Below are 13,438 nucleotides of genomic sequence, written 5' to 3' on the forward strand. Positions count from 1 at the left end.
AAAATTAGTTCACCGGGCCGGTGTATTTCTCGCCAGGGCCAGCTCCGGGTGCATCCTTGATGGCTGAGGCTTCGCGAAATGCCAACTGTAGTGAACGCAAGCCGTCACGCAATGGTCGAGCATGGTGATCGCCAATTTCTGCTGCTGATGCGGTGACTAGACCGGCCAGGGCATTGATAAGCTTTCTGGCTTCATCAAGGTCACCCTTGGCGCCGTCTTCGCTTAGGCCGCACTGAACGGCAGCGGCGCTCATCAAGTGAATAGCCGTGGTGGTGATTACTTCAACTGCTGGCACTTCGGCAATATCGCGCACCTGATCAGCCACGTCTTTAAATTCCGCCACGGCACTTCTCCTTTTGTGTTCTTTCTGCTAGGCTAACCCATGGCTCCGAGGTTTATCCTCGGTCAGAAGTGGATTCATTTCCCACCCGCGTCTACCGCCCCCGTGTTTCTTAAAACACCAAGGTTGCCGGGTAAAGCTTTGAAACTTACGTTTCTGTACGCTCGTCGGCATTGCCGCTTGGGTGTGGCCATTCATGTCACCCCAGAGGAGCAACTATTAGCGATCCCCGCATCAATGAGCGCATCCGCGTGCCAGAGGTTCGCCTCGTCGGCGCCGCTGGTGAGCAGATTGGCGTTGTCCGAATCGAAGACGCACTGCGCATGGCGCAGGAACAAGACCTTGACCTAGTCGAGGTTGCGCCAACTTCAAAGCCACCGGTTGCAAAGCTGATGGACTTCGGCAAGTTCAAGTACGAAGCTGCACAGAAAGTTCGTGAAGCTCGCAAGAACCAGGTCAACACCATCCTTAAGACTGTTCGTTTTGGTCTAAAGATTGACGCGCACGACTACGGCACCAAGCGTGGTCAGATCGAACGCTTCCTCAAAGCAGGCGACAAAGTAAAGGTGATCGTAGTATTCCGCGGTCGCGAACAGTCTCGCCCAGAAATGGGTATCAAGTTGCTTCAGAAGCTAGCCGAAGAAGTAGCCGAGTTGGGTGCTGTCGAATCGAATCCTTCGATCGACGGCCGAAACATGGTTATGGTTATCGGTCCGCTAAAGAACAAGGCTGATGCTAAGGCAGAAGCCAAGAAAGCGGCAGAGAAGGCGGCCCCGGTCGCAGCTCGCCCAGACCAGCCAAACGAATCAGACGCAGTAGCGGCTGAGTAGAAACAGGAGATAGCAATGCCAAAGCAGAAGACCCACTCGGGCGCCAAGAAGCGTTTCCGCTTCACCGGTAGCGGCAAGATCATGAAAGAACAGATCAACATGCGCCACAACCAGGAGCACATGTCGAACCGTCGCAAGCGTCGCCTAAACGTAGACCAGGTTGTCTCAAAGGCCGACCACAAGACCCTCAAGACCCTACTCGGCAAATAAGCCCGAATCGACCAAATCTGAGGGTGCTACGGCAGCTTTCAGTTAATTTTTAGGAGCAACAAATGGCAAGAGTAAAAAACGCGGTTAACGGTGCTAAGAAGCGTCGTACCGCACTAGAGCGCGCCAAGGGTTACCGCGGTCAGCGTTCACGCCTTTACCGCATGGCGAAGCAGCAGATGCTTCACTCATTGGTTTACGCGTACAACGACCGTCGTGCACGCAAGGGTGACTTCCGTCGTCTTTGGATCCAGCGCATCAACGCTGCTTCTCGCGCCAATGGTATGACCTACAACCGCTTCATCCAGGGCCTAGCGCTTGCTGGTATCGAGGTTGACCGTCGTATCTTGGCTGACATCGCAGTTCACGACCCAAAGACCTTCACCACCTTGGTTGCATCTGCAAAGGCAGCTTTGCCAGCAGACACCTCAGCTCCAAAGGTAAAGTAGTCCCTTGCTAATCGATCCCAAGGCCAATAAGGTCCGCGGGGTTGCCAAGCTAACTAAGAAAGACGCCCGGTCATCGACCGGGCTCTTTCTGCTTGAGGGACCACAAGGACTAAAAGAGGCGCTCGACCGCCCAAAGTTGATCGTTGAGTTGTTCGCAACTGAAAACGCTTTGGCGCGCTACGAAGATCTTTTTGACCGAGTCGAGTCTGCTCGAATTGATGTGCAATTGGTCTCAGAACCAGTGCTCAAAGCGCTAACTGACACAACGACACCTCAGGGCATCGTGGCAGTTTGCCGCCAACTACACGTAACGCTCGACGACATCATCGCTGCGAAACCACAGTTGGTGGCCCTGCTGGCGAACATCCGTGACCCAGGAAACGCCGGAACCGTATTGCGTGCCGCTGATGCCTCTGGTGCGGATGCTGTTATTTTTTCAGCTAATAGCGTGGATGTTTATAACCCGAAGGTTGTCCGTTCAACCACCGGTTCGCTTTTTCACCTGCCATTCGCAATTGATGTCGAAATCGATGAGGCTATTGCCAAGTTGAAAGCCGCTGGATTGCAAGTTTTTGCCGCAAATGGTGGTGGTGTTGAGATTCCTTCGCTTTCCAAGGATGACCTCGCTGCACCTACAACCTGGGTATTCGGCAATGAGGCTTGGGGATTCGAACAAACCACCCTCGATTTGGTTGATCGCGAAGTTGCTGTGCCGCTTTACGGCGCTGCTGAATCTCTTAACCTAGCTACAGCTGCCAGCATCTGTCTTTACGCTTCGGCGTTCGCCCAAAATACCTAGGCTTTGGCCTTCAAAAGGTAGACTTAGAGCCTATGTCTGCCGAAAATCCAATCACTCAAGAAGCCGTTGATTCTGCTGTTGCAGAGTCGCTCGCGCTCATCAATGCCGCGACCGACCTTGCTAGCCTCAAAGCTGCCAGGGGAGTTGCCGTAGGCGAGCAATCACAGATTGCGCAATTGAATGCCCAGCTTAGAAACTTGCCAAATGAACTTAAGGCTGCTGCCGGTGCGCTAATCGGTCAGGCTCGCGGCTCAGTAAATGCCGCTTTTGCTCAAAAAGAGACAGAGTTCGCTGCTGCTGAAGAGCAGGCTAAATTGGCTGCCGAGTCGGTTGACGTTACCGCTGCGGCCGAGCCAGCGCGCATTGGTGCGCGTCACCCGCTAAGCCTGCTTCAAGACACCATCGCTGATGTGTTTGTTGGCATGGGTTGGGAAATCGCTGAAGGCCCTGAGATTGAAAACGAGTGGTTCAATTTTGATGCGCTAAATTTCGATGCTGATCACCCGGCCAGAGCTATGCAAGACACATTCTTTGTAGAGCCAGTAGATTCACACTTGGTTTTGCGCACCCACACTTCACCGGTGCAGGTTCGTTCGATGCTCGAGCGTGATCTGCCACTGTATGTTCTTTGCCCGGGGCGCGTATTTCGCACCGACGAACTCGATGCTACCCATACACCGGTGTTCCACCAGGTAGAGGGACTAGCGGTTGACAAGGGCCTGACAATGGCAGATCTGCGCGGTACGCTTGAGCACTTTGCCAGAATCATGTTCGGCCCTGATGCGCAAATTCGTCTGCGCCCATCGTTCTTTCCGTTCACTGAACCTTCGGCTGAGCTCGACGTTTGGCACCCGGGTGCCAAGGGCGGCGCGCGTTGGGTCGAGTGGGGTGGCTGTGGCATGGTGAACCCGAATGTCTTGAAAGCTGCTGGTATTGACCCTGAGGTTTACTCAGGCTTCGCTTTTGGCATGGGCATCGAGCGCACCTTGATGTTCCGCAATGATGTTCGCGACATGCACGACATGGTTGAATCTGATGTCCGATTCAGCGAGCAGTTTGGAGTTTCGATCTAATGCGCGTTCCTTTGTCTTGGTTGGCTGAATACGTCGACCTTCCAGGAGATGCAAATCCTGACAGTGTCATGGCCCAATTGGTAAAAATTGGTCTTGAAGAAGAAGGCTCACACTCTTTTGATGTGACCGGGCCAGTGGTGGTCGGTCAGGTACTCGAATTCACTCCCGAAGAGCAGAAGAATGGCAAAACCATTCGTTGGTGCCAGGTACGCGTTGCTGCTGAAGGCACCAAAGCTGCCGACGGTGGCGATGATGTTCGAGGCATCGTCTGCGGAGCATCAAATTTTGAAGTTGGCGACAAAGTAGTTGTGTGCCTGCCGGGTGCAGTGCTGCCAGGAGATTTCCAGATCACTCCACGAAGCACCTACGGACACATCAGCGACGGCATGATGGCGTCTGCTCGTGAGCTAAACCTTAGTGACGATCACGCTGGCATCATTCGACTTGGTGAACTAGGCCTAGACCCAAAGGTGGGTGTCGACGCACTCGAGTTGCTTTGCCTAACCGAAGAGGCCGCCGAGGTGAACGTAACCCCAGACCGTGGTTATTGCTTCTCTATCCGTGGCATTGCTCGCGAGTACTCACACGCAACCGGCGCTGATTTCAGAGATCCGATCGGCAACGTGCACCCAGAAGCTGGCCACGGAATCACCCTCAAGGTGAATGACAGTGCCCCGATTCGAGGCCAAGTTGGCACCAGTCGATTTGTTCTTCGCACCGTAAAGGGAGTAGACCCTAAGCGTCCGACCCCGCCATGGATGGTCGCCAGACTCAAGATGGCTGGCATGCGTTCAATCTCTTTGATTGTTGACATCACCAACTACGTAATGCTCGAACTCGGTCAGCCTATCCACGCGTATGACTTGGATAAAATCACCGGCGGTCTAGAAGTTCGTCGTGCCAAAGTTGGCGAAACCTTGAAGACTCTTGACGGACAAGAGCGCAAACTCCACCCTGAAGATCTCGTCATTGCAGATGATGCTGGTGCCATCGGTTTGGCCGGAGTTATGGGCGGCGAGGCCACCGAAGTCTCTGAAAGCACTGTCAACGTGCTTATCGAGGCAGCCCACTTCGAAGCAATCTCAATTGCCCGCACCGCTCGTCGTCACCGTCTGCCTTCTGAGGCCTCTAAGCGATACGAACGAGGTGTTGACACCGCAATTGCCGCTCATGCCGCAGCCCGTGTTGTTCAGCTGCTTGAGGTTCAGGCGCTAGGCACTGCCGATTCGCTGGGGGCTGAGCACCACACCCACACCGAGGCTTTGCCAATTTGGCTGCCGGCTGAGTTTGCTACCGAATTGGTTGGTGTTGACTACACCAAGGATGAAATCGTCACCGTGCTAAACCAGATTGGTTGCGTAATTGCATCCGTTGATGGTGGTTTCGAAGTAATCGCGCCTTCATGGCGACCAGATCTGACTCACAAGACAGACCTGGTTGAAGAAATTGCTCGAATCTCTGGTTACGATCGCATTCCTTCACGTCTGCCAATTGCGCCTCCGGGTCGCGGCCTTACTCCTGACCAGAAACGCCGTCGGGCAGTTATCAATTCTCTTGCGGGTGCAGGCCATGTTGAGGTTTTGACCTATCCGTTCGTTTCAGCTTCGCAAAATGCTTGGTTCGCGCAAGAGTCGTCACAAGCCACCGTCAAGTTAGCCAACGCGCTTCAGGGTGATGCCAACGAAATGCGTGTGTCGATTTTGCCGGGTCTAGTCGATGCTGCCAAGCGAAACCTTTCTCGAGGTCTTACCGATCTGGCAATTTTCGAAGAAGGTCTGGTTTTCTTGCCTTCTGCAGGAGCTAAAAACCTAAAAGAGTTGCCAGCGGGAAATGAGCGTCCTACCGAGGCTCAATTGAACCAACTTCAACAAACCGTGCCACAGCAACCTCACCGCGTTGCCGGAGTTTTCACGGGCAACCGTGTTTCGCAGCAGGTAGGCGTAGCGGCGATTGAAGCCGACTACCAGGATGCAATCCACGCTGCCAGACTTGTGACTCACGCAGTTGGTCTGCAACTAGTTGTTCGACAAGCTAGCCCAGTCGGATTCCACCCTGGTCGTTCAGCTGAACTGTTGGTTGCCACCAGTGCAGGTGAAATTTCTATCGGTTTTGCCGGAGAACTTGACCCCAACCTAACCGTTGAAAATGACTTGCCTAGGCGAGTAGCTGCTTTCGAGATTGACCTTAGCCAACTCTTCGCAATCGCGCCTAACGTGATTCAGGCTGGTTCTGTCCTCACCATGCCTGCTGCCACCCAAGACCTGTCGCTAGTTGTGCCGGTTGATGTTCCTGCGGGCGATGTTCTAGTGGTCATTCGCGAGGGTGCCGGAGAACTTCTTGAACATGTTTCGTTGACCGATGATTACCGCGGTGCAAACGTTCAGCCAGGTCATAAATCTCTGACTTTTGCCTTGCGATTTAGAGCCGAAGACAGAACTTTGACTCAGGCCGAAGCTAGTGTTGCGCGAGACCAAGCAGTTGCCTTGGCTGGCGAAAAATTCGGCGCAACACTTCGCGCTTAGTTCAAATCGGATTGGGGTTGAAATGGCATATTCAGTAGCCATCGCGGGTGCCAGTGGCAATGTCGGCGGAGAACTTCTTCGCCTAGTTGCTGCACATCCTCAGCTTGAACTCAAAACCGTAACTGCCAGCAGCATGGTGGGTGAGAAGGTGGCATCCCTTCACCCAAATGTTGCTAAGTATGCAGATGTAGTCTTCACAGAAAATACAGCCGAGAACCTTCAGGGTCACGACGTTGTTTTTCTCGCGCTACCTCACTCGAAATCTGCTGAGGTTGCAGCTTGGTTGTCTGAGGAATGTCTGGTGCTTGATTGCGGCGCCGATTTTCGCCTAGAAAGCGCAACCGATTGGCAAAGGTTCTATGGCGGCGAGCACGCCGGAACCTGGACCTACGGCATGCCCGAGCTGCTCATCCAAGACGGCCACAAACAGCGTGAACTTCTAAAGAACTCAAAGCGAATTGCAGTGCCGGGGTGCAATGTGACGGCCATTACTCTCGGTCTTGCACCAGCCTTGGCCGCGCATTTGGTTGAGGTAGATGACCTGGTCAGTGTGCTCACAGTCGGAACATCAGGTGCCGGTAGAGGCGCAACCGAGAAACTTTTTGAAGAGGAACCAAGCGGCTCAGCTTATGCCTATCAAGTTGGCGGAATACACCGTCACACCCCTGAAATTGAGCAGAATCTTTCTAAATCAGCTGGCGAGCTAATTCAAATCTCTTTCACTCCGGTTTTGGCATCACTCGAGCGCGGAATCCTTTCGGTCAACACAGCAAAACTCGTCGCCGGTGTGTCAATTGATCAGATTAGAGCGGCCTACGAAATCGCTTATTCCGACGAACAATTTCTAGAATTGTTGCCAGTCGGAGAGTTTCCAAAGACCTCGACAATCATTGGCGAAAACAAGGCCACTATCGGCTTGGCTATTGACGAACACGCAAATCGTTTGGTTTCAGTTTGCGCCATCGATAATTTGGTAAAAGGCACCGGTGGCGCCGCAATTCAGTCAATGAATATTGCACTTGGTTTGCCAGAAGCAGCTGGTCTCACTGACATCTCACTAGTACAGAACGGGTCAAAATAATGACTGTAACCACCCCAAAAGGTTTTAGTGCAGCAGGTGTCCACGCAGGGCTCAAGAAATCCGGCAATCTCGATCTAGCTCTCGTGGTTAACCATGGCCCTTCGAATGCTGCGGCAGCGGTCTTCACCACCAACCGTTGCCAGGCAAATCCGATTATCTGGAGTAAAGAAGTCATCCGTGACGGCCAGGTTTCGGCAATTATTTTGAACTCTGGCGGCGCCAATTGCTACACCGGAGCACAGGGTTTTCAAACTACACATTCGACTGCCGAAAAAGTCGCTGATTTATTGTCAGTTTCGGCCGGTGACGTGCTGGTCTGTTCTACCGGACTAATTGGCGAACAGCTCGATCTCGGCAAGTTGACCGCAGGTGCAGAAGCAGCTGTTGCACAACTCAGCGAAACCGCAGGCCTTAGTGCGGCGCAATCCATCATGACTACCGATTCGGTGTCAAAAACTGCAGAATTTATCAGCCCGGATGGTTGGTCAATCGGTGGCATGGCCAAGGGTGCAGGAATGCTTGCTCCAGGCCTTGCAACCATGCTGGTGGTCATCACTACTGATGTTCAGCTGGCCAGCGCGCGATTGGATGAAGCGCTTCGAGCTGCCACCAGAGTGTCTTTTGATCGTCTCGATTCTGACGGCTGCATGTCTACCAACGACCAAGTAACCCTAATGGCCTCGGGCGCCAGCGAAATTTCGCCAGATTTTGCCGATTTCAAAGTCGCATTAACCGGTGTCTGCATGGATCTAGCCCTTCAACTTCTAAGAGATGCCGAGGGCTCTAGTCACGACATCGCAATCCAGGTCGTAAATGCCGCTTCTGAAGACGATGCCGTAGAGGTTGGTCGCTCAGTAGCGCGAAACAACCTGTTCAAAGCTGCAATCTATGGCAATGACGCCAACTGGGGTCGCATTCTTGCTGCCGTGGGCGTGACCAAGGCGGACTTTGATCCTTATGACATTGATGTTGACATCAATGGCGTCAGCGTTTCTCGCAAAGGCCAGCCAGATCAACCACGTGAATTAGTTGACCTAAAGCCTCGCGAAGTTTCAATTCGCATTTCTCTTAACGCCGGGTCTCACGAGGCTACTATTTACACCAACGATCTAACTCACGAATACGTAACCGAGAACAGCGCATACTCAAGCTAATGATTCCTTCATCCCAGCAAGACCAAGCCCTAGCGGCTATCAAGGCCGAGACCCTCATCGAATCACTGCCTTGGTTACAGGCGTTCCACGGCAAAGTTGTGGTCATCAAATTCGGTGGCAACGCAATGGTTGATGAGGCCTTGCAAAAAGCTTTCGCCGAAGACATGGCCTACCTGAGATGGGTCGGAATCAAGCCGGTTGTGGTTCACGGTGGCGGTCCACAGATTTCAGCCCGCTTAGCTGAACTGGGAATCCAGAGCGAATTCCGTGGTGGCTTCAGAGTCACCACAGACGAAACCATAACTGTGGTTCGCGATGTATTGCGCGAACAAATCTCTGCTCAACTTGCTGGAATGATTCAGGCGGCAGGTGCAGATACCGCCGTAATGTCGGGCGAAGATGCAAATCTTTTCCGCGCTGAAAAGACCGTTCTCGAGGGCGAAGATGGCCCGATTGATATTGGCTTGGTCGGTGAAGTCAACACGGTCAATCCTCGAATCGTTTTCGAGGCCCTTGACGCTGGTCGCATTCCGGTGGTTTCAACGGTTGCTCCAACCGTCGGGGGAGAGCTCCTGAACGTAAACGCCGACCTTGCCGCATCCTCCCTGGCCATCGCGCTTGGTGCAGAGAAGCTTATGGTGCTCACTGATGTACCTGGTCTTTACAGCGATTGGCCAAACCGCGATTCACTGGTATCTGAGATTTCAACGAGTGAGCTTGAAGAACTCTTGCCGAAGCTTGAATCAGGCATGATCCCAAAGATGCAGGCTTGCCTTCAGGCAGTTCAGGGGGGTGTTCCGCGTGCCCACGTTATTGACGGGCGCACTCCGCACAGCATTTTGCTCGAAATCTTCACCGTCAACGGCTTCGGCACGATGGTTCAACCCGACTAAAAGAAAGAAACCAAATGGTTCGCCACTTTTTGAAAGACGATGACGTAACTCCAGTCGAACAAGCTGCAATTCTGAACCTTGCGCTTCAAATGAAGCAGGCCCCATACGCGCATCGGCCATTCGACGGCCCTAAAACGGTCGCACTTATTTTTGACAAGACTTCAACTCGAACCCGTGTTTCATTTGCCGTGGGTGTAGCCGATCTTGGTGGCGTGCCGCTCATCATTGACAGCGCAACCAGCCAAATGGGTGGCAAAGAGTCTGTTGCAGACACGGCTAAAGTGCTTGGTCGTCAGGTTGCCCAGATTGTTTGGCGAACTTATGCGCACAGTGGGCTTGAAGAAATGGCGGCAAACTCAGGTGTTCCAGTAATCAACTCGCTAAGCGACGATTACCACCCATGCCAAATTCTGGCCGACCTGCTAACCATCAAAGAGCACAAGGGTGATCTGGCCGGCTTGAAGATTGCTTATGTTGGCGACGCGAGTAACAACATGGCCAACAGTTATTTGCTTGGCTGCGCAACTGCTGGAATGCACATTTCAGTTGCTGGCCCAGCCAACTACTTACCTGCACACGGCGTGGTTGCTCATGCCGAAGCCATCGCGGCTAAAACCGGCGGTTCTGTTTCTGTTTATGGTGAACCAACTGCCGCCATCATGGATGCTGATGTGGTCGTCACCGATACTTGGATCTCAATGGGTCAGGAATCAGAAAAAGAGCAGCGCATGCAAGACTTCGCCGGTTACACGGTAGATGCCAATCTGATGAAGCGTGCCAAATCAAACGCTATTTTCATGCACTGTTTGCCTGCCTACCGCGGCTATGAGGTTTCTGCTGAAGTAATCGATGGCCCGCAGTCCGTGATTTGGGATGAAGCTGAAAACCGCCTACACGCCCAGAAAGCGCTGATGAGCTGGCTGTCGCAACAGGTCTAAATCAGGCCTAAAACCGCAGCAAACTAAGATTGAACGAACATCCATGATTTTTTCACGGATGTTTCAACACCTAGCACAAGGGAACAAATGAGTAGCCAAGCATCAGGTTCAAATGCACTATGGGGTAGCCGCTTCGAAGGTGGCCCATCAGAGGCATTGGCCGCACTAAGTCGTTCAGTGCACTTTGATTGGCGTCTGGCTGCCTACGACATCGCTGGCACCCGCGCGCACATCAAGGCCTTGCAGTCTGCTGGCTACCTGACTGTTGCCGAGCACGAAAAGCTTGATCGCAGCTTGGTTGAATTGCTCGACCGAGTTCAAAAGGGTAGCTTCCAGGCTAAACAATCTGATGAAGATGTTCACTCAGCACTTGAGCGCGGTCTCATTGAGATTGCCGGTGCTGAGTTGGGCGGAAAGGTTCGTGCCGGCCGCAGCCGTAACGACCAAATTGCTACCCTGATTCGCACCTACTTGCTTGACCAGTCTGAAGTCATCGCAAACCAGGTTCTTGAACTGGTTGAGGTTTTGGTTTCAAGTGCAGAAGAACACCTCGGCGTAGCGATGCCAGGTCGCACTCACTTTCAGCACGCCCAGCCGGTTGCTTTGTCGCACCACCTGCTCGCGCACGCCTGGCCTCTGGTTCGCGACCTTGAACGCATGCAAGATTGGCGCAAGCGCGCAAGTCTTTCGCCTTATGGCGCCGGTGCGCTCGCCGGAAACACCCTCGGTCTTGATCCAAAGCTCGTTGCTACCGAACTAGGTCTTGCCGGCCCGACTCAGAACTCGATCGATGCCACGGCTAGCCGCGACGTAGTTGCAGAATTTGCCTTTATCGCTGCGCTAATCGGAATCAACCTGTCTCGTTTCTCAGAAGAGATCATCATTTGGGCAAGTGCCGAGTTTGACTACATTAAGTTGCACGACTCTTACTCAACCGGTTCATCGATCATGCCGCAGAAGAAGAACCCAGATATTGCCGAACTTGCTCGTGGCAAATCGGGCCGTCTCATTGGCGACCTGACCGGTCTGCTGGCAACCCTGAAGGGCTTGCCTCTGGCATACAACCGTGACCTTCAAGAAGACAAAGAACCGGTCTTTGACATGGTCGACACCCTCACTGTCTTGCTCCCAGCCTTCACCGGCATGGTTGCCACACTAACCTTCAACCGCAACCGACTTGAGCAGTTGGCGCCAGCCGGATTCTCACTCGCCACCGACATTGCCGAGTGGTTGGTCAAGAAAAAGGTTGCCTTCCGTGACGCGCACGACATCACTGGCCGCATGGTTTCTTACTGCGAGCAGCACAATCTTGAGCTCCACGAGGTGCCAGACAGCGAAATGGCTGCAATCTCACCTTTCCTAACCCCGGATGTTCGCGACGTACTAACCGTGGGCGGCTCAATCAAGGCTCGTGCGGGTGCCGGCGGCACAGCTCTTCCTCGAGTGCTTGAGCAAATTGCCGCACTTCGCAAAATTGCACCTAAGCGCGAGGCATAAAAATGGCGACCGCTGAATTCCTGCGCACTCAAACAAATGATGGCAGCTTCGCCGACATCCTTGAAGAGTTGAAATGGCGCGGCCTAGTTGCAATCTCTACCGACGAAGAGGAGCTGCGCAAGGCGCTCACCGAGTCGAGCATCACTTATTACTGCGGCTTCGATCCAACTGCCGCAAGTCTTCACCTGGGTAACCTTGTTCAGCTTCTCACCATGCGCCGCCTTCAATTGGCTGGACACAAGCCGCTTGCGCTTATTGGTGGTTCAACCGGTTTGGTCGGCGACCCGCGCCCCACTGCTGAGCGCACGCTCAACACCAAAGAAACCGTTGCCGAGTGGGTTGACAAACTAGGTACTCAGGCATCGCGCTTTTTGTCTTTCGAAGGTGAAAACGCTGCCCGTTTGGTCAACAACCTCGACTGGACAGCCCCGCTAAGTGCAATCGACTTCCTGCGTGATGTTGGCAAGTACTTCCGTGTTGGCAAAATGCTTTCAAAAGATGCGGTTTCAGCGCGTCTAAATTCTGAACACGGAATCAGCTATACCGAGTTCAGCTACCAAATTCTTCAGGGCTTTGACTTCCTCGAGCTCTTCCGCCGCTACGACTGTGTTCTACAGACCGGTGGTTCTGACCAGTGGGGCAACCTAACCTCGGGCACCGACCTTATTCACAAAGTTGAAGGCAAGAGTGCTCACATTCTGGCCACACCGCTGATCACCAACAGCGATGGCAAAAAGTTTGGCAAGTCTGAGGGCAACGCGGTTTGGCTCGACGCAGAGCTGACCAGCCCTTATGCCTTCTACCAGTTCTGGCTGAATGTTGAAGACGCCGACGTGGTCGACAGGCTCAAGGTATTTACATTCTTGACCAAGGATGAAATTCAAGACCTTGCCCAGCAAACTGCCGATGCCCCGCACCTTCGTGCAGCACAAAAGCGTCTGGCACTTGAGGTAACCACCTTGGTTCACTCAGCTGAGGCTGCCCAGGCCGCCATTGATGCTTCTGCTGCATTATTCGGTCAGGGTGATCTTGCCGCACTCGATGCATTGACAATCACCGCTGCACTTGGCGAGTTGCCAAATGCTAAGGCCGCGGTTGGCACGCTGATCACTGAGTTGTTGGTTGAAACCGGCCTGGTGGCCAGCATTTCAGCTGGTCGTCGTGCGATCGCCGAGGGTGGCGTTTATCTGAACAATCAAAAGATTGTTGACGAGCAGGCAATTCTTACCGATTTCTTGCACGATTCTTGCGCAGTTTTGCGCAGGGGCAAGAAAACCCTGGCCGGAATTTTTAAGGCCTAAACCAGTAGATCACTGGGATGTAGCCCAATTGCCGCAAGCAAAAAGGCTACATTTCCACGGATAACGTTCGTGATTTGACATGTTCGTTATCTACACGTAATGTTTTACCTGTTGCCCAAAGCTTGGAATGTTCTGCCTAGAACTCCGGCTCAAGAGCACAAAATCCCGGATGTATTCCAAAGCCTTTACAGGCTTTTGTTTTATGTCTAGGATAGGAACTTCTGAAAAGAAGCGCCCTGGAGGCGAGTAGTGATACAGACTCCCAGGTGCATCCGATCCTTGAGAACTCAACAGCGTGCACAATGTCGATACCAAGAACCTCTTGGTTGTCCGAGCTTGCTCGGATAAGCAGAG

Annotated in this window: 14 protein-coding genes; 12 read left to right on the forward strand and 2 right to left on the reverse strand. The window is 53.1% G+C overall.

The genetic code is table 11. The features are described 5' to 3' along the window. Positions 1–4 precede the first annotated feature (4 nt). Positions 5–343, reverse strand: coding sequence for a DUF1844 domain-containing protein (locus Q0L26_RS05005; protein ID WP_296648251.1), 339 nt, complete (start codon positions 341–343; stop codon positions 5–7). A gap of 215 nt (positions 344–558) precedes the next feature. Between Q0L26_RS05005 and infC the strand changes: the two genes are divergently transcribed. The 12 genes from infC to tyrS all read left to right on the forward strand — a co-directional run bounded on the left by infC (position 559) and on the right by tyrS (position 13,084). Next, on the forward strand, positions 559–1,170 hold the full coding sequence (gene infC, locus Q0L26_RS05010; RefSeq protein ID WP_296648286.1) for a translation initiation factor IF-3: 612 nt from the start codon (positions 559–561) through the stop codon (positions 1,168–1,170). Between the two features lie 15 nt (positions 1,171–1,185). Then, the gene (gene rpmI / locus Q0L26_RS05015) at positions 1,186–1,380 is read left to right on the forward strand and encodes a 50S ribosomal protein L35 (RefSeq protein ID WP_296648253.1); all 195 of its coding nucleotides are present in this window, start codon (positions 1,186–1,188) and stop codon (positions 1,378–1,380) included. 62 nt (positions 1,381–1,442) lie between these two features. Continuing rightward, positions 1,443–1,826: a 50S ribosomal protein L20 gene (rplT, locus tag Q0L26_RS05020; protein WP_296648255.1), complete on the forward strand. Its 384-nt coding sequence runs from the start codon at positions 1,443–1,445 to the stop codon at positions 1,824–1,826. 4 nt (positions 1,827–1,830) lie between these two features. Beyond that, positions 1,831–2,625, forward strand: a complete 795-nt coding sequence (locus Q0L26_RS05025) for an RNA methyltransferase (RefSeq protein WP_296648258.1) — start codon at positions 1,831–1,833, stop codon at positions 2,623–2,625. A 32-nt stretch (positions 2,626–2,657) separates the two neighbouring features. After that, the gene (gene pheS, locus Q0L26_RS05030; protein ID WP_296648261.1) at positions 2,658–3,698 is read left to right on the forward strand and encodes a phenylalanine--tRNA ligase subunit alpha; all 1,041 of its coding nucleotides are present in this window, start codon (positions 2,658–2,660) and stop codon (positions 3,696–3,698) included. Then, entirely contained in the window at positions 3,698–6,220 is a 2,523-nt protein-coding gene (gene pheT, locus Q0L26_RS05035) for a phenylalanine--tRNA ligase subunit beta (protein WP_296648263.1), read from the forward strand. Before pheS ends, pheT begins: the two co-directional genes overlap by 1 nt. Before the next feature lie 22 nt (positions 6,221–6,242). Beyond that, a complete protein-coding gene (argC, locus tag Q0L26_RS05040; RefSeq protein ID WP_296648265.1) occupies positions 6,243–7,301 on the forward strand; it encodes an N-acetyl-gamma-glutamyl-phosphate reductase in 1,059 nt (352 codons plus the stop codon). Next, positions 7,301–8,455 (forward strand): bifunctional glutamate N-acetyltransferase/amino-acid acetyltransferase ArgJ, encoded by a 1,155-nt coding sequence (argJ, locus tag Q0L26_RS05045; protein ID WP_296648268.1) that lies wholly within the window; start codon positions 7,301–7,303, stop codon positions 8,453–8,455. The genes argC and argJ overlap by 1 nt, the downstream gene beginning before the upstream one ends. Beyond that, on the forward strand, positions 8,455–9,348 hold the full coding sequence (argB, locus tag Q0L26_RS05050) for an acetylglutamate kinase (protein WP_296648270.1): 894 nt from the start codon (positions 8,455–8,457) through the stop codon (positions 9,346–9,348). The genes argJ and argB overlap by 1 nt, the downstream gene beginning before the upstream one ends. A gap of 14 nt (positions 9,349–9,362) precedes the next feature. Beyond that, positions 9,363–10,286 (forward strand): ornithine carbamoyltransferase, encoded by a 924-nt coding sequence (argF, locus tag Q0L26_RS05055; protein WP_296648273.1) that lies wholly within the window; start codon positions 9,363–9,365, stop codon positions 10,284–10,286. Positions 10,287–10,373: 87 nt separating this feature from the next. Continuing rightward, on the forward strand, positions 10,374–11,783 hold the full coding sequence (argH, locus tag Q0L26_RS05060; protein WP_296648275.1) for an argininosuccinate lyase: 1,410 nt from the start codon (positions 10,374–10,376) through the stop codon (positions 11,781–11,783). A 2-nt stretch (positions 11,784–11,785) separates the two neighbouring features. Continuing rightward, positions 11,786–13,084, forward strand: coding sequence for a tyrosine--tRNA ligase (tyrS, locus tag Q0L26_RS05065; RefSeq protein ID WP_296648278.1), 1,299 nt, complete (start codon positions 11,786–11,788; stop codon positions 13,082–13,084). 136 nt (positions 13,085–13,220) lie between these two features. Here tyrS and Q0L26_RS05070 read toward each other — a convergent pair. Then, the coding region (locus Q0L26_RS05070; protein ID WP_296648280.1) for a hypothetical protein at positions 13,221–13,438 on the reverse strand (218 nt) is incomplete at its 5' end.

The sequence above is a fragment of the Rhodoluna sp. genome (assembly GCF_024641065.1).
GTDB lineage: Bacteria > Actinomycetota > Actinomycetes > Actinomycetales > Microbacteriaceae > Rhodoluna.

Bases quoted from the DNA above. Each gene is read 5' to 3' on its own strand.
- rpmI (WP_296648253.1), top strand. From the start codon at position 1,186: ATGCCAAAGCAGAAGACCCACTCGGGCGCCAAGAAGCGTTTCCGCTTC.
- argJ (WP_296648268.1), top strand. From the start codon at position 7,301: ATGACTGTAACCACCCCAAAAGGTTTTAGTGCAGCAGGTGTCCACGCA.
- rplT (WP_296648255.1), top strand. From the start codon at position 1,443: ATGGCAAGAGTAAAAAACGCGGTTAACGGTGCTAAGAAGCGTCGTACC.
- pheT (WP_296648263.1), top strand. From the start codon at position 3,698: ATGCGCGTTCCTTTGTCTTGGTTGGCTGAATACGTCGACCTTCCAGGA.
- tyrS (WP_296648278.1), top strand. From the start codon at position 11,786: ATGGCGACCGCTGAATTCCTGCGCACTCAAACAAATGATGGCAGCTTC.
- argC (WP_296648265.1), top strand. From the start codon at position 6,243: ATGGCATATTCAGTAGCCATCGCGGGTGCCAGTGGCAATGTCGGCGGA.
- pheS (WP_296648261.1), top strand. From the start codon at position 2,658: ATGTCTGCCGAAAATCCAATCACTCAAGAAGCCGTTGATTCTGCTGTT.
- argH (WP_296648275.1), top strand. From the start codon at position 10,374: ATGAGTAGCCAAGCATCAGGTTCAAATGCACTATGGGGTAGCCGCTTC.
- argF (WP_296648273.1), top strand. From the start codon at position 9,363: ATGGTTCGCCACTTTTTGAAAGACGATGACGTAACTCCAGTCGAACAA.
- argB (WP_296648270.1), top strand. From the start codon at position 8,455: ATGATTCCTTCATCCCAGCAAGACCAAGCCCTAGCGGCTATCAAGGCC.